Source organism: Bacillus sp. AFS055030, assembly GCF_002574545.1.
In the GTDB taxonomy this organism is placed as follows: domain Bacteria; phylum Bacillota; class Bacilli; order Bacillales; family Bacillaceae_G; genus Gottfriedia.
Window position 1 is genome coordinate 1 of record NZ_NUGT01000005.1, and the last position, 18,121, is coordinate 18,121.

General features: G+C 34.5%; 24 protein-coding genes. 5 read left to right on the plus strand and 19 right to left on the minus strand.

All coding sequences use genetic code 11. From position 1 onward, the window contains the following. Positions 1-199: 199 nt before the first annotated feature. Both CN925_RS01550 and CN925_RS01555 read right to left on the minus strand, forming a co-directional pair. Entirely contained in the window at positions 200-1,126 is a 927-nt protein-coding gene (locus tag CN925_RS01550) for a DUF1835 domain-containing protein (protein WP_180232791.1), read from the minus strand. A 227-nt stretch (positions 1,127-1,353) separates the two neighbouring features. After that, positions 1,354-1,488 (minus strand): YuzL family protein, encoded by a 135-nt coding sequence (locus CN925_RS01555; protein WP_098844013.1) that lies wholly within the window; start codon positions 1,486-1,488, stop codon positions 1,354-1,356. A gap of 103 nt (positions 1,489-1,591) precedes the next feature. Between CN925_RS01555 and CN925_RS01560 the strand changes: the two genes are divergently transcribed. After that, complete coding sequence (locus CN925_RS01560; RefSeq protein ID WP_098844014.1) at positions 1,592-1,834, plus strand: YkuS family protein; 243 nt, start codon at positions 1,592-1,594, stop codon at positions 1,832-1,834. Between the two features lie 192 nt (positions 1,835-2,026). Here the strand turns inward: CN925_RS01560 and CN925_RS01565 are convergent, their stop codons facing one another. From CN925_RS01565 to CN925_RS01580, 3 genes are all read right to left on the minus strand, one after another. Beyond that, positions 2,027-2,551 carry a chromate transporter gene (locus tag CN925_RS01565; RefSeq protein ID WP_098844015.1) on the minus strand — a complete coding sequence of 175 codons (525 nt, stop codon included), beginning with the start codon at positions 2,549-2,551 and terminating at the stop codon, positions 2,027-2,029. Further along, positions 2,551-3,120, minus strand: coding sequence for a chromate transporter (locus CN925_RS01570; RefSeq protein ID WP_098844016.1), 570 nt, complete (start codon positions 3,118-3,120; stop codon positions 2,551-2,553). Before CN925_RS01570 ends, CN925_RS01565 begins: the two co-directional genes overlap by 1 nt. 260 nt (positions 3,121-3,380) lie before the next feature. Then, positions 3,381-3,725, minus strand: coding sequence for a 2Fe-2S iron-sulfur cluster-binding protein (locus CN925_RS01580; protein WP_098844020.1), 345 nt, complete (start codon positions 3,723-3,725; stop codon positions 3,381-3,383). Between the two features lie 189 nt (positions 3,726-3,914). Between CN925_RS01580 and CN925_RS01585 the strand changes: the two genes are divergently transcribed. Then, on the plus strand, positions 3,915-4,715 hold the full coding sequence (locus CN925_RS01585) for an aspartate dehydrogenase (RefSeq protein WP_098844023.1): 801 nt from the start codon (positions 3,915-3,917) through the stop codon (positions 4,713-4,715). 119 nt (positions 4,716-4,834) lie between these two features. Here the strand turns inward: CN925_RS01585 and CN925_RS01590 are convergent, their stop codons facing one another. The 7 genes from CN925_RS01590 to CN925_RS01620 all read right to left on the minus strand — a co-directional run bounded on the left by CN925_RS01590 (position 4,835) and on the right by CN925_RS01620 (position 11,495). Next, positions 4,835-5,503 (minus strand): GntR family transcriptional regulator, encoded by a 669-nt coding sequence (locus CN925_RS01590; protein ID WP_098232970.1) that lies wholly within the window; start codon positions 5,501-5,503, stop codon positions 4,835-4,837. A 325-nt stretch (positions 5,504-5,828) separates the two neighbouring features. Next, a complete protein-coding gene (locus tag CN925_RS01595; protein ID WP_098844025.1) occupies positions 5,829-6,308 on the minus strand; it encodes a GlcG/HbpS family heme-binding protein in 480 nt (159 codons plus the stop codon). Positions 6,309-6,322: 14 nt separating this feature from the next. After that, positions 6,323-7,795, minus strand: a complete 1,473-nt coding sequence (locus CN925_RS01600; RefSeq protein ID WP_098844028.1) for an aldehyde dehydrogenase family protein — start codon at positions 7,793-7,795, stop codon at positions 6,323-6,325. Between the two features lie 54 nt (positions 7,796-7,849). Beyond that, positions 7,850-8,578 (minus strand): iron-containing redox enzyme family protein, encoded by a 729-nt coding sequence (locus tag CN925_RS01605; protein ID WP_098844030.1) that lies wholly within the window; start codon positions 8,576-8,578, stop codon positions 7,850-7,852. Between the two features lie 220 nt (positions 8,579-8,798). Beyond that, positions 8,799-10,253 (minus strand): hypothetical protein, encoded by a 1,455-nt coding sequence (locus CN925_RS01610; RefSeq protein ID WP_098844033.1) that lies wholly within the window; start codon positions 10,251-10,253, stop codon positions 8,799-8,801. 27 nt (positions 10,254-10,280) lie between these two features. Beyond that, positions 10,281-11,051: a creatininase family protein gene (locus CN925_RS01615; RefSeq protein ID WP_098844035.1), complete on the minus strand. Its 771-nt coding sequence runs from the start codon at positions 11,049-11,051 to the stop codon at positions 10,281-10,283. Positions 11,052-11,162: 111 nt separating this feature from the next. After that, positions 11,163-11,495: a 2Fe-2S iron-sulfur cluster-binding protein gene (locus CN925_RS01620; protein WP_098844038.1), complete on the minus strand. Its 333-nt coding sequence runs from the start codon at positions 11,493-11,495 to the stop codon at positions 11,163-11,165. Positions 11,496-11,751: 256 nt separating this feature from the next. Between CN925_RS01620 and CN925_RS01625 the strand changes: the two genes are divergently transcribed. Continuing rightward, positions 11,752-12,087 carry a hypothetical protein gene (locus CN925_RS01625; RefSeq protein ID WP_098844040.1) on the plus strand — a complete coding sequence of 112 codons (336 nt, stop codon included), beginning with the start codon at positions 11,752-11,754 and terminating at the stop codon, positions 12,085-12,087. Positions 12,088-12,176: 89 nt separating this feature from the next. On the opposite strand, the gene CN925_RS01630 is transcribed toward CN925_RS01625, so the two are convergent. Then, positions 12,177-13,562: a hypothetical protein gene (locus CN925_RS01630; protein WP_286138235.1), complete on the minus strand. Its 1,386-nt coding sequence runs from the start codon at positions 13,560-13,562 to the stop codon at positions 12,177-12,179. Positions 13,563-13,965: 403 nt separating this feature from the next. Here CN925_RS01630 and CN925_RS01635 point away from each other — a divergent pair, with 403 nt between their 5' ends. Then, on the plus strand, positions 13,966-14,121 hold the full coding sequence (locus CN925_RS01635) for a DUF1540 domain-containing protein (protein ID WP_098844043.1): 156 nt from the start codon (positions 13,966-13,968) through the stop codon (positions 14,119-14,121). Between the two features lie 133 nt (positions 14,122-14,254). Here the strand turns inward: CN925_RS01635 and CN925_RS01640 are convergent, their stop codons facing one another. Together CN925_RS01640 and CN925_RS21160 are read right to left on the minus strand one after the other, a co-directional pair. Continuing rightward, positions 14,255-14,584 (minus strand): antibiotic biosynthesis monooxygenase family protein, encoded by a 330-nt coding sequence (locus CN925_RS01640; RefSeq protein WP_098844045.1) that lies wholly within the window; start codon positions 14,582-14,584, stop codon positions 14,255-14,257. A 109-nt stretch (positions 14,585-14,693) separates the two neighbouring features. Then, the gene (locus CN925_RS21160; protein WP_180232793.1) at positions 14,694-14,831 is read right to left on the minus strand and encodes a hypothetical protein; all 138 of its coding nucleotides are present in this window, start codon (positions 14,829-14,831) and stop codon (positions 14,694-14,696) included. Positions 14,832-14,997: 166 nt separating this feature from the next. Here CN925_RS21160 and CN925_RS21690 point away from each other — a divergent pair, with 166 nt between their 5' ends. Beyond that, positions 14,998-15,330 carry a DUF6194 family protein gene (locus tag CN925_RS21690; RefSeq protein WP_353616059.1) on the plus strand — a complete coding sequence of 111 codons (333 nt, stop codon included), beginning with the start codon at positions 14,998-15,000 and terminating at the stop codon, positions 15,328-15,330. A gap of 75 nt (positions 15,331-15,405) precedes the next feature. Here the strand turns inward: CN925_RS21690 and CN925_RS01645 are convergent, their stop codons facing one another. The 4 genes from CN925_RS01645 to CN925_RS01660 form a co-directional block, all read right to left on the minus strand. Further along, complete coding sequence (locus CN925_RS01645; protein WP_098844047.1) at positions 15,406-16,569, minus strand: MFS transporter; 1,164 nt, start codon at positions 16,567-16,569, stop codon at positions 15,406-15,408. 125 nt (positions 16,570-16,694) lie between these two features. Beyond that, positions 16,695-17,066, minus strand: a complete 372-nt coding sequence (locus CN925_RS01650; protein ID WP_098844051.1) for an ArsR/SmtB family transcription factor — start codon at positions 17,064-17,066, stop codon at positions 16,695-16,697. Continuing rightward, complete coding sequence (locus CN925_RS01655; protein WP_098844054.1) at positions 17,066-17,491, minus strand: SRPBCC family protein; 426 nt, start codon at positions 17,489-17,491, stop codon at positions 17,066-17,068. The genes CN925_RS01650 and CN925_RS01655 overlap by 1 nt, the downstream gene beginning before the upstream one ends. A 143-nt stretch (positions 17,492-17,634) precedes the next feature. Then, positions 17,635-18,108: a GNAT family N-acetyltransferase gene (locus CN925_RS01660; RefSeq protein ID WP_098844055.1), complete on the minus strand. Its 474-nt coding sequence runs from the start codon at positions 18,106-18,108 to the stop codon at positions 17,635-17,637. Positions 18,109-18,121 lie beyond the last annotated feature (13 nt).

The following is an 18,121-nucleotide window of genomic DNA, read 5'->3' on the forward strand; positions in this document are numbered from 1 at the left end:
TATGAGGAAGTTTATCTCCACTTCTGGCCTTTTTACTTCCTCATGAACCTTCTATGAGGAAGTAAATCTCCAATTCTAGCCTTTTTACTTCCTCATGGCCACTTTATGAGGAAGTTTATCTCCGCTTCTGACCTTTTTACTTCCTCATGAACCTTCTATGAGGAAGTAGATCTCCAATTTTGGCCCATTATCTTCCTCATTACCGTGCATTTTTAACTAAATGAACCCCTCCAATCCACCAATCGATCCCAATTAAATTCATACGATTTGCTTTCCCTTTTAGTACGTCTAATCCCCATTTTGTTAATTCAAGTTTTGCTCTTTGGTTATATTGTTGGTAGCTTGGTAATTTACTGTCGCTACTTATTAAAGGGTTATCACCTTTCATTAATTCATTTAAAATTGCTGCGAAATATAAATCGCTTATTCCATCATTTGTTCTTTGTCTTACAATTTTATTAAATAGTTCTGCAAAAGTGATAATACCTTCATTAATCATTGATAATGCTAAAAATTCTACTTCATTTAATCCATTCTGTTGAGAAGGGAAATATGTCATATGGCTTAATAAAGATTGTTTTAAAAACGGAAGTACATGACATTTTTGAATAAATTCATTGAGCTCATCTAGATTATTTGAACAATAGGCTTTCCACCCTGCACATGCTTCTTCTATTTGTTCGTTTGTAATTTCCTGTTTAGTTGGCAGTAATTCAATTAATTGTTCAGATGATAATTGACCTAATCCGTGAAATGGTTCAATTCCTTCATATTCATATATACTAACCATCGAGATTTTTTGAAATCCAAGTGCTGATAATTCTGATAATAAGTAGAGTATCGTCACCTGATCATATCGATCATGTTCGAACCATAGAACAACTTCCTCAGAACGGGATAGTTCATTTAATAATTGATATTGGCTTTTGCAGTTTTCAATAAAAAAACTCGATGGAATTTGTAGTTTTTGTTCAAAAAATTCTGCTCTTCTTTTATATGTTTCTTCTAAAGTCCAATCTTGGCTATGTGGCCCAAAATCATACATTTCTCTCCATACGATGATATTATCATTTAAAGACTTTATTTTTTCTCCAACCACATCACCATTTACAATATGATTCATCATTTCATCTACTTTCTCCATTGGGTTAACTAAAAAGAAAATACATTACGCCATAATTGATGTAATGTATGATAACAAGATTATATAATTAACTTCTTAATTCTTCCTACAGATCGCAGATTCCTCTTAAATAATAAAAAACCACCTATTATTAATAGGTGGCGAGACATTCCCTTATTTTATGAGATAGGTTCTTTTTTCTTTCAAAAAAATCCTAAGACCAATCGTCTTTATTTAATCTCTCTTTTTTGTTTTTTTCTACTAGAGGACATCTCCACACCAGTTTCAGATGTTGTAGTCCCTTGACCTTGTACATTCGGTGATCCTAAGCCAATTCTAGATGGATCTTTTTTAGTTTTTCCCATATTAAACACCTCCATCTTTACTTTTTCTAAACTTAAACTTCTTTATTCAAAGAATATTTTTCCTGTAAATTGCAAATCTTATATTTCTGAGGAGGTGTTTTTTATGGCTAGAATCGGAGTAGAACAATCTTTAACAAATGTCCAAGAAGCATTACGTTCAGCGGGACACGATGTTGTTGAATTAAAACAAGAATCAGATGCAAATGGTTGCGATTGCTGCGTAGTAACAGGACTTGATTCAAACGTAATGGGAATGCAAGATACTGCTACAAAAGGATCAGTAATTGAGGCAGGCGGCTTAACAGCTGAGCAGGTTTGTCAACAAGTTGAAAGTAGATTACAATAACAAATTACAAAAACATGTATTAAACATTCTAAAGAAAACTCGCCGATTGGCGAACTTTATGTGGAGACAGGGACAAAAGCTTCACTTTTATGCAACTACGACTAGTCCCTTCATCGCTAGAAAATTTATCCTTTCTAATGTGCAAAAAAGGGTATGCAAATTTTAATGAAATTTGCTTACCCTTTTTTCAAATTATAAATTTAATCCACCGTATAACAAAGCTCCCATAACAATAAAAGCAGGATGTAGCTTTACTTTCTCCATTAATATGTAACTGATTACTCCTAAAAATAAAAACTGTCCAATCCCAATTTGAAAATATGAATCTTGAAATGAGTTATAAGCCATAACGCCAAGTAAAACTGCAATTGTTGGCTTTACGTATAGAGTCATTCGTTTAACTTGAATCGAATGACGATATTTATACAATATTCCCATTAAAGTCAGCATGAGAATTAGTGAGGGTGCAATTGTAGCGAATACAGCCAAAAATGAACCTAGTATACCACCTTCATGAAATCCAATATACCCTGCCATTTTTGTAGCAATTGGTCCAGGTAAAGAGTTCCCCATCGCAAGAGCCTCGTTAAATTCTTGATTCGTAAGCCAACCCCTTGTGATGACTTCTTTTTGAATAAGAGGAATAGTTGCAGGGCCTCCTCCATACCCTAAAATATTAGCAACAAAAAACGCCCAGAAAATGTTCAAATATATCATTATGCAGACAGTCCTTTTGATTTTTTACCTTCTACTGATTTGGTTGGCTTAATGACCGCAAATAATAATAGCCCTCCAATAATAATTCCTGGATGTATATGAAAATATTGCATTAAAACGATCCCTGCTAAAATATGTCCGATTGTAAATGGCCATTTCAGTCCCTTAACGGAAGCTTCTACAAATTGCCAAGTTAGTACACCAAGCATGACTCCAACTACTGGAACAATTGCTTTAGTCATTCCTTGCACCCATTTTAGATCTTTAAATGTCACTAGTGTAGTCAATAAAATAACCATTAAAATAATCGTTGGTATGGTTGTTGCAACTATTGCATTGATCATCCCCATTTTACCGCCTACTTTGAATCCAATGTATCCTGCCATTTTAGTATTAATCGGTCCTGGTAGTGTATTTCCAATAGCGAGCACGTCTCCGAATTCTTCATCATTCATCCATTTAAAGCGTTCAACCACTTCTTTATGTACTAAAGGAATGGTTGATGGTCCACCTCCGTATCCGAGCATGCTGCTCCTAAAAAAGGCGATAAAGATGTTTAATTGTTTCATAAAATCCATCCCTTTAGTTTATCTTTCTTTTAGTTTGCAATAAGACAAGAGCACTTCACGCAATTTCCGCATGGTTTTTTCTTGACTGGATTAGGACTTACCATATTCATTAATAACGAGGTCTCCTCATTACAAAGCGTGCATGTCTCATTAGTCAGAGCTTTTTGTATTTGAGTCATATCTACTAACTTTAAGGCTTCTTTCATATGTTTGTCGCATACTAACAACATATCATTCACTCCCGCTCTTAAAATTGGATTTTATGGTGTAGATGTCACTTTCTTTTTTGGATGATCTAATTTTCGTTTTTTCACTTCATCTGTTACTTCTTCGTTCCATGAAATCGTTACATCTTCGTCAGTGATGAAAGCTTGGCAACCTAATCGGAATCCTTTGCTTAACCATTCTTCACCAAGTTTTCGACGCTCCTGTACTTTTATATGATCAACAGTACCCTTTTCAATTTTACAAACGCATGATCCACAAACGCCTCCACCACATCGATTTGGCAGTTCTCCATCAAATCGAAGAGACATACGTAAAATATTGGAGTTTTCCGGTACTTCTAATACTTTTCCACTAGTAGCAAAATTCAGTTTCGGCATAAATTAAATCCTCCTCTTTACCTCTTTGGTATACAATATACCATATTTATAATTTTCTGACAATATATAAATTACATAAATTAAGCTATTTTTCTTAATTTATATTACTCTATTTGTTTTTATATACCGGTCTGATATAATATTTTGTATACCAAAGAGAACTAAATATTCAAAAAACGAGGTGATGAAATGCTTACTATTGGAATAATCGGATATGGAGCGATTGGAAAAGACATCGTCAAATATATCAACGAGGGCAAGGCTGGCGATGTATCATTAAAGGCCGTTCTCGTACGGAGAAAGGATCAATACGAAACACATATTAGCGATTTAATTTACGACAACGAAGAGGCTTTTTTCGGATTAGGATTGGATATCATAATTGAGGCTGCAGGACATGATGCTGTGTACAAGTATGGTAAGAGGACACTATCTTCTAGTAGTGATTTAATCATCTCTTCTGTAGGTGCACTAGCAGATGATACATTATTAGTAGAACTTGAAAATGCTGCAAAGCTTACTAACAGCAAGATCATCATCCCTTCTGCTGCGATTGCAGGATTAGATCGTGTAGCTGCTTCAATGCTACAAGAGGTTGATGAAGTAAAACTTGTAACGAGAAAACCACCGAGTGCATGGCGAGGAACGATAGCAGAGGAAAAGGTAGATTTAGACACTGTTAAAGAGCCAATTTGCATTTATAATGGTGTTGCTAGAGAATCTTCTATGCTTTTTCCAGAAAGTACAAATGTTTCAGCAACTTTGAGCCTTGCCGGAATCGGATTTGATAAAACAAAAGTTCAAGTTTATGTAGATCCAAACATAGCCAGAAATTCACATCAAATTTTCGTTAAGGGATTTTTTGGTGAAATGGAAGTAAAGGTGCAAAATATTCCTTCTTCTACTAATCCAAAGACTGGGTATATTGTAGCAATGAGTATTTGTAATACATTAAAAAATAAAACGTCAGCTATCGTTATTGGTGTCTAATATTTTCACTTTTACTATTTTTAAATACGAAGCTAAAATAAAAAGACCCTTATTTTTTAGACATCAAAATTGTCTAATGAATAGGGGCTTTTATTATTTTAGAAAAAACATCAACTATTTTATGTCGTTTTTTCTTTTCTTTTTTCTATGTAGTTCATGTAAGCACGTCTAGAATTTTCGATATGAATTTTCGTTAAATACTCCGACATTTCTATTTCTTTATTTCGTACCGCTTTCATGATTTCAATATGTTCTCTCAATGATTCCTTACGTCTTCCAGGCGTTTCGTACCCCATATTAGCAGACATATGAATATAATCTGTTAATCCGGATAAAATTTCAAATAGCTTCGGACTTCTCGCTGCCTTATATAAAAGAAGATTCATTTCGATATGTTCATTCTCAAAGGTTTCGTCTGAGTGTTCTTCAATATAAAGAAGCTCCTCAATTTTCTGATCAAACTCTTTTTGTATTTCATCCGTCATTTTTTTAGCAGCCAATTTTGCTGCTAATACTTCTAGTGAAGATAAAATCGTAAACACTTCCATAATGTCTTCATCAGAAATATTCGAAACGATAACACCTTTACGAGGGACCGTTTTTACAAACCCTTGTGATTCTAAGCGGAATAAAGCCTCTCTAATAGGTGTACGACTAATATTTAGCTTAACAGCAAGCTCCCGTTCAATTAAGCGATCACCTGGCTTATAATGCCCCTCTAAAATCAATTCTTTTAAATATCTATACGCATGTTCCCGGATTGAAAGAAAATTAGTTTCCATCTCCATTCCATTCACCTGCCTCCCATTTCTTGCCTATTTTAAAATAGTTTATCATCATTTCGTTAAAAGTAAATCGATATTTCTATTATAGTAACTATTAAATGAGTAATCGAGTACATAGTTGAAAATATAGCACAATCGTCCTCACACATGAACCTCTAATTTGTAGTTCTTTTATCTCTTAAATCCTATATTTCGATAAGTAGATTTTATTATATTTAACCACTTTTCATACATACAAATACAAACTTTACTCCTGTTTATTTTCGATAAAAATGTTTGTACACCAAAAAAGGCGATGTAGGAACAACACCTAACCGCCTCCTAAGTATTATTTTTTAATGTCTGCAGCAGTAACGACTTCATAACCGTCATTTGAAAGGAGCTCTTGCAAAGCTTGCAGGGCAGCAGTACCTACTGCTGTATCCTGAGCACCATTTCCACCACTGATCCCTACGCCCCCAATGACTTCACCATTTACTACAATTGGAAAACCGCCGACAAAGATGGCAAATTTTCCATTTAACATATGTTGGATTCCAAATGCTTCATTTCCAGGTAGGGCTGGCCCGTTTGGTTCTGTATTGAATAAATGAGTCGAGCGTTTATGCCCCGCTGCTGTATATGCTTTAGCAATAGCAATTTCAGGACCCGTTATACGAGCACCATTCATACGTTCAAGTGCAATAACATATCCTCCGTCATCTACAATTGCAATCGTCTCTGGAACGTTGATTTCCTCAGATTTTTTCTTAGCAGCTTCAATCATTACTTTTGCTTCATCTAGTTCTAATTTTAATACTTTTTTCATTTAAAAATCCTCCTTTAGTAACCGATATAGACTGTTTTTATTTGGGTAAAAAATTCAAGTCCAACTCTACCTGACTCACGGAATGTAGAAGTACTAGAGCGTTTTACTCCACCAAATGGTGCATTCATCAAATTACCTGTTGTTGTACGATTTACTTTAACTGTCCCTGCTTGAACATCTTTTGTAAATTGATGAGCGAGTTTCAAATTATTCGTAACAATCGATGCTGATAATCCATATTCAACATCGTTAGCAATTAATAATGCTTCTTCATAGCTTTCTACTTCAATTACAGCAACTACAGGGCCAAAAATCTCTTCTTTTGCAATCCTCATTTCAGGATTTACATTCGTAAAGATAGCCGGTTCAATATAGTAGCCGTTTTTGTATTTTCCAAACGTAAGTTGTTGGCCACCATATTCAAGAGTAGCCCCTTCTTCTTTCCCAATACCTATATACTTCAGCACATTTTTTAACTGTTTTTCATTTGCTAATGGGCCAATAATGACACCTTCGTCAAAACCGTCGCCAATTTTTAAAGTACTTGTTTTTTCTACTAATTTTTGAACAAATTGTTCCTTTACTTCCTTCATAACAATTACACGACTAGTGCCTGTACATGCTTGACCAGTAAGGTGAAATCCTCCATTCACTGTTAGGTTAACTGCCAAATCAACATCTGCGTCATCCATTACAATTAAAGGATTTTTTCCACCAAGTTCCATTTGTGTTCTTGTAGTAAAGGATGTATTTTGATGAATATGTTCCCCAGCACTAGTAGACCCAGTGAAAGTAACTCCTCGTATAGCAGGATGTTTTACTAAAATATCCCCGATATCGGATGAACTTCCTGTTACAAAATTGATGACTCCTTTTGGTATACCGGCTTCATGTAGTGCCTCAACTAGTCTAAATGCAATTAAAGGTGTATCAGATGAAGGCTTGAAAACTACTGTATTTCCAGTAATTAGTGCTGGAGCAATCTTTCTAGATGGTATGGATAATGGGAAATTCCATGGTGTAATGACTGAAATAACACCAAGAGGCTCCCTTTCTGATGTAACTCTCATATTTGGATCATCATTTGGGAACGTTTCCCCTGTAAAGCTTTGTCCTTCAATTGCATAATAACGAAGTGTTTCAGCTGAGCGAAGCACCTCCTGTTTGGCTGCAGTAATTACTTTTCCTTCCTCTCTTGTTAATTCCTCTGCTAGTTGTTCTACTCTCTGTTCAAGTATTGCTGCTGCCTTATTTAAAATTGCAGCACGTTTAGAAGGTGGCGTTTGTGCCCAGGCAGGAAAAGCCTTTTGAGCTGCATCTATTGCTTGTATCACGTCTTGTTCTGTCGACGCTTGAAATGTGCCGACAATATCTTCCTTATTAGAAGGGTTAACGCTTTGGAACGTTTTATTGTTTTCAGACTCGACCCAATTACCAGATATGTAATTTTTATAAGTTTCTAGTTTAGTAGTTAGCAAATTTATCATCCTTTCTGAACAAGATGGCAGTTCCCTATACGGAAACTGCCATTTTATTTTCTATTATGCTTGTACTAGAGCACCTAAATCCTTTTCAAGATATTCTCTCCATAAGCCATCCATGTACATGCGACGCATTTTTGCACCAGTACGAACTACTTCTAAGCAACGTTGTTGTAGCTCAGGAGTATCAGCATGATCAAGTACAATTTTGTATCCACGCTCTCCGTGAATTTCATCTGATACGATGTGTAAGTCGAAGAATTCGATCTCCTCATCTGTAAAGTTGTACTTCTCACGTAATGCTGGAGTTTGCTTACGATAAATGTCTGGAACTTGAGATTCAAGTCCAACAACTAACGCTGCAGTTGCTACTACGAAGTTTTCACGTGCTGCTACCGAATAACACCAGCTTTGTAAACCTAATGTTGTAGGAGCCATGTTGTTTGGATCTAACACGCGCTCACGAGTTGTTCCACAAGCTTCAGCAAATCGGATTAATAAGTCAGTATGGCGGTCGCCAGCGATTTCTTCTTCGTACATATTTTGTAATGTGAAATCTTTTGCATCTTCATATTTTGGTAAGTTTGGAGTGTTATGGTAGATATAAGCTAAGTAATCTGCAAACGGCCCAACATAATGGTAATGATTTTCAGCCCAGCGAGCGAAGTGACTACGCTCTAATTTTCCTTCAGCCCATGCTACAGTAAAAGGTGCCTTTTGGCTGTGGTTCCCTTTAATCGCTTCTTCTAATTCCTTACGAAACTCATCTTTAGATAATAATCTAGTCATCCAAACTCCTCCTCCAATATGTTTATGTAATTTAATAGATTAGTTAAACAATTCAAGTATACCAAATCACTTAAAACACTTATAAAAAACTACTAAAAGTATGTATTTATTTGTATTTTGTATTTGGTATACCAACTAACCTTATATTAACCCATTGTTTTTTATTTGTAAATACATTTTTATTTAATTTTCTAATTTTTCTAAATTTTAAAGAAGTGCTCTACCATATAATGAGCGCGACAATGGTAGAGACTATTAATCCTGTAGCAACAGGAAGTAAATTTTTCCTCGCTAACTCTAAAACATTCACACCACAAAAACTAGCAACCGCTACCAATGATGACCACGCAATTAACGTTCCACCACCTGTCCACACAGATCCCATTTGACCGATAGCTCCTAGCGTTCCAGGCTCCATTCCAACTCCAGGTGCCAATGCTCCTGATAAAGCTCCTACTAGTGGCAATCCAGAAAAACCTGATCCTTCTAAACCAGTAATAGCTCCGGTAATTAATAGACCAAATGCCGTTAAAACCGAATTATGAGGAATGATCGATTGACCAGCCTGAACTAAATCAACTAAGAACGCTGGCTTTGCTACATTTTCTCCTAAGGAGAAAATAGTACCGCTAAAATCCGAACTACCTAAAAAGAAAAATGCTGCAATTGGAATAACTGGTCCCATTGCACGAAATGCAAATACGAATCCTTCTGTAATATGCTCACTAATTTTATCAAGAGCTTGTAAACGACGGAACGCTACGCATGTTACTACTAACAACATAGTTGCAACACCACCGATAAATGCTGCACCGTCTCCTCCTTCAAAACCACTCATTTTTCCATTTCCGAATTTCGTTGAAAACATAAATATGATAACTGCTAGTAGTGACACTGGGACTAATACAGCAAAAATTTTACCCCATTTTTCACGCTCTCTATGATCCACAGTAGCTTCTGTTGCAGCAGCTATTTCATTTGCAGAAGAGTTTTTGTTTACAAGTGACTCTAAATGTTGCAATGAAGCATCACTTTCTGATTTACCGATCGATTTGCGTTCAGTAAAATACGTAATCGCGATTGCAACTCCCCCTGTAATTAAAGAGAGAATCATTACCTTACCTGACACAGCTGATGTTTGAATACCTGCTGATTTTGCAGTAAGCATTGGAGCAATTTGCATAATATAGTCTGAAGATAATGCCATACCTTGTCCTGCAATCGAAACAACCATGGCACAAGCAATCGGCGACAAGCCAGCACGAATAGCCGCAGGTACTAATAATGTACAGATAAGCGGAACAGCAGGCGTAGGCCAGAAGAATAAAGAAATGACATATGTGACCACTAATAAAACAGCAAAAGCAATATGTCCGTTTTTCATCACCTTTTGCATAGGAGCAATCATTCTTTCATCTGCACCAGTATCTTTTAAAGAATGTAATAAAGCCACCATAAAAGTGATGATTAAAAAGATAGTAAATAACTCTTTTGCTGCTACAAGGTTTGCGTTGAACAACGCTTGAAATCCACCAACAACTGATCCCTTATAAGCAACAGCTACAAGAAAGGTTCCAATGATAGTAGGCAATACAACCCCTTTTCGAAACAGCATAGTCACAATAACAACAAGTGTCATGATACCATAAAGCCAGTGAGCAACAGTTAAATCCATAAACTCCACCCTCTCATTTATAGGTACTTACAACTTACATTCTTCTTCTAGATGTAATAGCTTTTGGAGTTCATTTGAAAGGTTTTCGAGTGCTTCACCTACAATCTTTTCCCCTATTTCGTAACTTGCTTGCGTTGCATCTCCAATGCAACCATTAGTCGTCATCTCTTCGTATCGATAAAACCCTTGAATAGCTTTACCAGGTCGTAACTGCTTCCATTTGCCTTCATTTTGGATACTACCTTTTGTAATTTTATTTGGTCTAATTAAGTGAGGAGCCAAGTAAAGTGCTTCTGACACTTCTCGTTCACAGCTGTGACCGAACAATGGCGAGTGAATAAATTCTGAGATTGATAGTTTAGCAGATGCAGTCGTTTTAGCATAATAGATTTCAGAACCTAGCTCTTCTGACAACATGGTGCAAGCAACATTTAAAGTTGACTGATTGCCACCGTGAGAGTTTAAGAATAAAAATTTTTGAATACCATGTTGTTTAAGAGATACGATCATATCTTTTAAAATTGCTATAAGAGTAGTCGGTTGCAATGAAATTGTTCCTGGGAAGTTTAAATGATGATGCGAGACTCCCATATTAACAGTAGGCGTTACAATTACATGAGGATACATTTTTTCAGCTAATTTCTCAGCCATTTTTTCGGCTAGTACAGCATCACAGCTTTCAACCATGTGAGGCCCATGCTGTTCGTGTGCACCAATTGGAATGATTGCTAGTTTTACAGTATGTAGTGCATCCTGTACTTCTTCCCAAGTCATCTCAGTTAACAAATATGATTTCATACTTTCACCCCCTTTCATAGTTGAATCCGCTTACAAAAACTTCTACTCTCGTTCTATGATCCAACAGTTAAATTAAAGAGGTATTTTGTATACCTAGAAAGTGCAAAAAAATTATTGTGCATTGACTGGTTTTGCAACTTTCGGTTTTGTGGCATTTATATTTTCTTGTGAAATGACAATATCATCTTTGATCGTTAGCTGACAGCATAATCGAATGCCTTCTTCAACCTTTTCACCTAGCATTTTCTGCTCTTTCCAGTTTGGCGGATCAAGCTTTTCTGCTCCTTCTAGCACTCTACATGCACATTTTGTACATTTTCCCATCCCACACCCGTATTTCAGTTTTGGAAATTGACGGATGCCTGCCAACACGACTAAATTTGCGTCATCACGCACTTCTTGCTCAATAATCTCTCCTTCTACATGCAAGCGTACTTTTGGCATATATATCCCTCCAATGTAATTTTCTCAAAATTTGAAAAATTTAATCTGATTATAATTCGAATTTTTTAGAATGTAAATACTATAATTTATTTGGAAATTTTTAACACAGACTGTTTTGTCTTTAAAAATAACTTTTGATTAAAAATTCAGAAAATTATTGATTAATATTTTTATCTGTATTACACTATGAATAGAAATTTGGTATACAAAATACCTTATGCTCAATACTACATAATTAAATGAGGAGTGTGCAAAGATGGGTAAGTATATTGTTTTAACGAATAAAGACACGTTTCAAACGATTGTGGATAACGAAGGATTAAAGGCACTCGAAACATACCACTTTTACTTTTTCAACGAACTAAAAGCTAAATATACAATTGCTGAAGTGTTAGATGACAATATTAAAATTAAACTTTACGAAAAGTATGAAGGAAAAGAATACGTGAATGAAATTCGCGTAAAGTTCTTTGAGACATTTGAAACGATCGAAGCAGCACATGAAGAATTATACGAAATAGTAAAAGCTCAAGGAAACAGTGAAGACTCTCAACATTCCAAATTAGTGAAGTCAGACATTCTAACAGTATAGATTACATAGAAATAGCACTGATCCAGTGCTATTTCTTAATTTTATAAATAAAAAAAGACAACAATTAGCATGTTGTCTTTTTGATCCCTCTAAATAAGCCACTCTAAACCAAACAAGTAAAACATGACAATAAGTAGATAACTAATTGTATATGGAATATTCCAATTCGATACTTTAAATGAGTTCTCTTTAACGATGCTCGACATTAATCCAATCGTCGCATTGTATGGACCTACTAAAAACGCAGAAATGGCTCCGGCAAGTAATGACACGGTTAAAATATACGGTGAAATACCTAAGCTTTGTGGATCAAGCGCTTCAGCCATTAACGTTAAGGTTACAGCAGGATGTAGCCCTGTGAACGCAAATGCTAACGGAATTAACGGTAATAGAATTAAAAATACCTCTGGTCCTACACTATCTTTAAAATGAGTGACTGCAATATTTACTGTTTCATTAATATTCGTATCTTTTACAACAGAAATAAAAAAACCAGCTGACAAAAAGATAAAAAATTGGTCTTTCATTTTAAAAGAATAGGTATGAAAATAGTCCTTAAAACTATGTAAAAATGCAATATGTTGCTTAATCAGTAGCGACCAACCAAGCGCAAACGGAATGACTAGAATTGATACGATAATAACAAAAGAATAGGAAAAAAGATGTTCTGCAAATGAAATGATAAGATTGAATAGAATAATAGCTATGATAATATGAAAAACTTTTCCCTGTGTAACCACACCTTCTAGTGAAGCAGCAGTTTCATCTGTTACTAAATCATTTCTATGCCCTTTCGTAACATTTTTCCGTGAATTCCTTGATGCCAATACCCAATCTAACACAATCCCTAAAATACTTAATGGTAATACGTATGGTAAAATAGATGCCCACTTTACCCCAGTTACCCCAATTACAATACCTACGATTGGTGTGATGGGTGCCCATAGTAGAGGCATCGCAAATCCATGGGTAATGGCTCGACTCATAAAACGATCTTCTTTTTTTATAGAAAAAAGACTTAAAGATGGTTGAATAGAATAATATGTCATTGGTAGAGTTGCCAAATTCATAAACATACTCAAAAAGTATGAAATTCCTGATGTCATTATGTACAATTGACCAGATGTTTTTACTTTTTTCTGTATAATCGCTTGAATGCCCTTTGCATAACCACCTAGTTTAACCGGAAAACCTAATATTGGAATTACTGCAAACAAAGTAAGCAAATCAAGCATTGGACCGAATGAAAGGATATATTCTTTTATACTTGCATTGCTTCTCCAAAGAAGAGTGCATCCAATAAGTAAAAAAATACTTCCTATTGTTCTAACTAGCGATTTAACAGTAAACATCGTATAAAGAACAATAAAGGCACATAAAGAAGAAATAATAAATTGTAAATCCCATTGAAACAAAGAGGAACATAAATAGAAAAAAATTACGATTCCAAACACATACTTCAACAACTGTATCACCATCCTCCCTTTAACCTTGGTATACCAAATGATATTTTTTAGTGTGATTTATAAGGAATTATACCATAAATACCTGATTTTGGTATACAATTTTATCTTTATCCATCCCAGCCTGAAAAGATAAGTTAAAGTTAAAGAAAAATACATGTTGAGCTTAGTCTTTGGATTTTAACTTTATAAAATAAAAGAATTGTATTAAAAAGTTAAAGATATTATATTCAATTTCCAATGTATTTAACCAAGGTCAAAGAGTGCACAATAAAAAATCCTTACCGAATTCGCTAAGGTTTTAAATTTGCCTTATATAGATCCTCGCTTGAATTAATTTACACTAAAAAAGCGATTATCGATGTATCAATCCCCTAATTAATGTAAATGATAAAATTAAGGGAGGTGTCTTATAATGGCAAAAGATGTTCTTTGCGAAGTTGATAACTGTAAATATTGGGCTTCTGGAAACAAATGTAGTGCAGATTCCATTTATGTTGTGAGCCATAAAGGGAAACAAGCTAGAAATAATGCTGAAACAGATTGTAAAACATTTGAAGCTGGAATGTAATTGCTAAAAGGGTAACCTATTTCGATGGTTGCCCTTTCTTATTTATAGTATTGATAATAACTATCATTTTCATTCAAATATATTCCAATTATTTTATTTTTTTACATTTTCTATTTTAGTTCTTTTAATCTAATCACTCCATTTCAAAATAATAATCTCTTTCAACTTTACACACTTTTAATGCGAATGATTCATACCAGTCTTTTTTCCCACGCTCTTGAGCAACTTTGTGCGCTGCATTCTCTTTCCATGCCTTTATAGCATCCAATGACTCCCAATATGAAACCGTTATCCCCATCCCATCATCACGAGCGCTTTCAACCCCTAGAAACCCTTGTTGACTCGTTGCTAATTCAACCATTTTTTCAGACATCTTACTATACCCATTATCTCCATCAGTTCTTTTAGAACAAAAAATTACCGCATAATATGGAGGTTTTGGCATCTTGGCAAATGAACTCATTATGATCCCTCCTTCTTCTATAAATCATATTTGATTAAGGAGTTAAATAACATAGACAAATTCAAAAAAATGCAAAAAAAAAGCGATACCAAATGTACCGCTTACAAATTCACTCAAAAAAATATGGATTTCCGCTTATGTTATTTCTCATTTCATCTGTTACTTCATAATCCTCTTGTTGGTAATTTTGATCTAATGCTTCTTCATTCATTCCACTGCCATCAAAATGTGCTGGTTTATTTTCCATACAAATCACCTTCTAATTAAGATTAGTTTTATACCGCAAAACTACATTATTAGAATGTCCAATTCTTAAAAAATAAATAATAAAAAACAATCCTATAAAACCCTAAGTTAAATAATGTGCTGAAATTTTATAAGGGTAAAATGGTTATTTATGTTAATATTAAAAAATTTTCTTTGTTGGTGATGACCACCGTTTACCATTCGTAACCATTGCCAAATCAGACAATGATTTTGATAATGTGTCCAATCTTGAACGGAATGGAGTATTTCGCATCAATATCGGAATAAGCAAAGAGACATACAACAAACTCAACATTTATCAATTGGAAGGGGATATTGATTATTCATTATTAAATGTGTTTCTCCCACACCCTCATTATGCAAAGCAACACTTTATCTGCATCCTTAATCCTAAGGGCAAAAATTTAGAAAAAGTGAAACAACTCATTGAAGAGGCACACTCGATTGCTGAAGGTCGTCTTCAACAAAAGAAGGGATAGAATGCCACGTCTTTATTCAACAAAGATTGTTATTAAAAATGCTTGGAGCGTAATAAACTCCAAGCATTTTTTATTTTATATTAACTTACGCTCATTCACCTTGTTTGTCAGAGCAAAAGAATAAATAGCAGAAAGTAATGCAAAAATAACAATAATACCTCCTACTAATGCGTTCATTGTTACTGCATACTGAGTAATTAGGATTCCACCTAAACTTGAACCTAAAGCAATCCCCGAATGAGAAAATGAGTTATTTAACCCAACTTGAATATCAGCAGAATCTTTTGCCACTCTCGCTAAACTATCTTGAATCGCTGGACTAATTGACCAAGACACAGTTCCCCAAATAATAACGATCATAAATAAACTTATAATTGAACTAGGTGCGAATGTTAAAGTTAAAATAGAAATAGCTAATAACCCTAAATTAAACACCAATGTCTTACTTCCACCAAATTTATCAGTAGACCACCCACCTAACCATCCACCTAAAATTCCTGCCATACCAAATACTAGTAAAACAATACTAATCATGTTAGTAGACAATCCCATCGTTTTCATTAAGTATGGTGTAAAGTAAGTATAAATTGTAAAATGCCCTGTTAATTGTAAAAAAGAAATTAGTTGAATCGATAAAATACGTTTATTTTTAAGTGTTGCTATTTGCTTAATCAATGGAATTGTAGGCTGTCCTTTAACTTTCGGTAAGAATTTATAAATCCCTAACATAGCCAATAAACTTAATAAACCGACTAAGACAAAGGTCATTCTCCAACCAAAGTTTTCTCCAATCACCGTACCTAATGGAACACCAAATACTAGAGATGAACTGATCCCCATAAAAATAACTCCAATTGCTCGGCCTCTAACTTCAGGAGAAACGATGTTTGCTGCAGTCGTTATTGAAACGACAATTACAACTGAACAACTTGCTGCAAGTATAATACGAGCGATTAATAATACAGTGAAATTCGGACTAATGATGGAAAGAATATTTCCAACGAAAAATACTGTTAATGCGATTAATAGTAATTTTTTTCGTTCTATTTTTGAAGTGAGTGCTATAAAAATAGGAGCCCCAAATGCAAATACGACTGAAAAAATTGAAACTAGTTGACCAACCGCACCAACTGAAACATGTAAATCCCCTGCAATCATTGACAGTAAACCTGTAATAATAAACTCAACGGTTCCTGCGACAAATGTTGCAATTGCTAAAATATATATCCCTTTATGCATTGCTTAACTCCTCAAGTATGATCCTATTCATTCATAATAATTTTTTGCCACATTAGTTTATTATATAGGTATAATTAAAAATGTCTATGCAAAAAAAACGAACCTATATTAGATTCGCCCCGAATTTACTCTTTACTACTGTCTATAGTTGATTTAACTAGTTTTATACTTTGCTCTTCTTTATTTTCAACCAAATGTTGTAAGATGGATAATTTATTTGTCCAAAATTGCTCGTAATATGATAACCATTGTTTAATCTCTAAAAATGCATCTGGTTGTAGTTTGTATCTTCTTTCTCTGCCAACTTTTCTTCCACTAATCAATTCAGCTTCTGAAAGGATATGAAGATGTTTTGCAATTGCTGTTCGACTCATCGGGAAATTACTTGATATCTCTGAAATCGGTAATTCATTATTAGCTAATAATTTAAGTACTTCTCTTCTAGTAGGATCGGCTATCGCTTGAAATACGTCATATTTTTGTGCAGAATTAGACACTAGTTTTCAACAACCTTTTTAAGCTTCTGAACAATGCCAGCCCAACCACCATTCATATTGTCGCGGACAATACCACTTTTTTGGTTTGGTTTTGGTAGAATTTCATCTGCTGTTTTCCATCCACTATGGATTAGTGTGAATTCAGTTTGATCTCCTAGCTCTTTTAAATTAAACGATACTACCCAACCATCAACATCCCAAGTAAACGATACTCGATTTGGTTCATCTATTTCTAAAACTTTACAAGGTGATGGACCGAATGGACCTTGCAAATGAAACTCGTGACCTACGACTGGTTTAAAGTCATTTGGCATGAACCATGCAGATATACCTTCCGATGTTGAGACGAACTCCCAGACTTTTTGAATAGGTGCATTATAGATAAGGGTTTGCTTAATATCTTCAACTTGATTTTGTACGCCCATTTTGACCCTTCTTTCCAATCAATATAAAACCTTTTGGTTACATTTAAAATTATATACAACCATTTGGTTTTATGTCAATCTATTATTACGAACTTATTTTTTTCCTTAAGTTGTTAAATTATGATTAAAAGTCAGGCGTAATGTCATTGTGATCTTACCATTGTGATAAATTCAGCACGCTCAGTACAAAATTCATTTTCCACTTTAAATCCAAAATTTTCATAAAGCCGAATCGCTCTTTTATTAAACTTAGCAACTGTTAATCTAAATGTGAAAAGATTGGTCATCCCTTGAATTTCTCCAAGAATAAATTTAAAAAATTTACTCCCAAATCCTTTTCCCGTTAAATCAGGTCTAACTCCTAATCCGATATCAACCATCCTTTTTTCATAAACACCAAACTCGTTCCCTTTTTGTACTTGTGCCGACTGCCCGATACAAAAAAAGCCAATCAAGTTCTCTTCTTGGTTGATTACTGCAAAATACTGATTATTCAACAATTCAGCTAATCCTTCTCGACTTAATTCATTATTATAAAAATCGTAAGGTGGATCATAACTCCAATTAAGAATATCAGTAGCGAAAGACTGTGTCATATGACTAATGTATAATTTCATGATTTCTCCTCAT

Excerpts from the sequence above, each read along its gene's own strand:
- CN925_RS01550 (WP_180232791.1), bottom strand. The coding sequence starts at position 1,126 with ATGATGAATCATATTGTAAATGGTGATGTGGTTGGAGAAAAAATAAAG.
- CN925_RS01555 (WP_098844013.1), bottom strand. The coding sequence starts at position 1,488 with ATGGGAAAAACTAAAAAAGATCCATCTAGAATTGGCTTAGGATCACCG.
- CN925_RS01560 (WP_098844014.1), top strand. The coding sequence starts at position 1,592 with ATGGCTAGAATCGGAGTAGAACAATCTTTAACAAATGTCCAAGAAGCA.
- CN925_RS01565 (WP_098844015.1), bottom strand. The coding sequence starts at position 2,551 with ATGATATATTTGAACATTTTCTGGGCGTTTTTTGTTGCTAATATTTTA.
- CN925_RS01570 (WP_098844016.1), bottom strand. The coding sequence starts at position 3,120 with ATGAAACAATTAAACATCTTTATCGCCTTTTTTAGGAGCAGCATGCTC.
- CN925_RS01580 (WP_098844020.1), bottom strand. The coding sequence starts at position 3,725 with ATGCCGAAACTGAATTTTGCTACTAGTGGAAAAGTATTAGAAGTACCG.
- CN925_RS01585 (WP_098844023.1), top strand. The coding sequence starts at position 3,915 with ATGCTTACTATTGGAATAATCGGATATGGAGCGATTGGAAAAGACATC.
- CN925_RS01590 (WP_098232970.1), bottom strand. The coding sequence starts at position 5,503 with ATGGAGATGGAAACTAATTTTCTTTCAATCCGGGAACATGCGTATAGA.
- CN925_RS01595 (WP_098844025.1), bottom strand. The coding sequence starts at position 6,308 with ATGAAAAAAGTATTAAAATTAGAACTAGATGAAGCAAAAGTAATGATT.
- CN925_RS01600 (WP_098844028.1), bottom strand. The coding sequence starts at position 7,795 with ATGATAAATTTGCTAACTACTAAACTAGAAACTTATAAAAATTACATA.
- CN925_RS01605 (WP_098844030.1), bottom strand. The coding sequence starts at position 8,578 with ATGACTAGATTATTATCTAAAGATGAGTTTCGTAAGGAATTAGAAGAA.
- CN925_RS01610 (WP_098844033.1), bottom strand. The coding sequence starts at position 10,253 with ATGGATTTAACTGTTGCTCACTGGCTTTATGGTATCATGACACTTGTT.
- CN925_RS01615 (WP_098844035.1), bottom strand. The coding sequence starts at position 11,051 with ATGAAATCATATTTGTTAACTGAGATGACTTGGGAAGAAGTACAGGAT.
- CN925_RS01620 (WP_098844038.1), bottom strand. The coding sequence starts at position 11,495 with ATGCCAAAAGTACGCTTGCATGTAGAAGGAGAGATTATTGAGCAAGAA.
- CN925_RS01625 (WP_098844040.1), top strand. The coding sequence starts at position 11,752 with ATGGGTAAGTATATTGTTTTAACGAATAAAGACACGTTTCAAACGATT.
- CN925_RS01635 (WP_098844043.1), top strand. The coding sequence starts at position 13,966 with ATGGCAAAAGATGTTCTTTGCGAAGTTGATAACTGTAAATATTGGGCT.
- CN925_RS01640 (WP_098844045.1), bottom strand. The coding sequence starts at position 14,584 with ATGAGTTCATTTGCCAAGATGCCAAAACCTCCATATTATGCGGTAATT.
- CN925_RS21160 (WP_180232793.1), bottom strand. The coding sequence starts at position 14,831 with ATGGAAAATAAACCAGCACATTTTGATGGCAGTGGAATGAATGAAGAA.
- CN925_RS01645 (WP_098844047.1), bottom strand. The coding sequence starts at position 16,569 with ATGCATAAAGGGATATATATTTTAGCAATTGCAACATTTGTCGCAGGA.
- CN925_RS01655 (WP_098844054.1), bottom strand. The coding sequence starts at position 17,491 with ATGGGCGTACAAAATCAAGTTGAAGATATTAAGCAAACCCTTATCTAT.
- CN925_RS01660 (WP_098844055.1), bottom strand. The coding sequence starts at position 18,108 with ATGAAATTATACATTAGTCATATGACACAGTCTTTCGCTACTGATATT.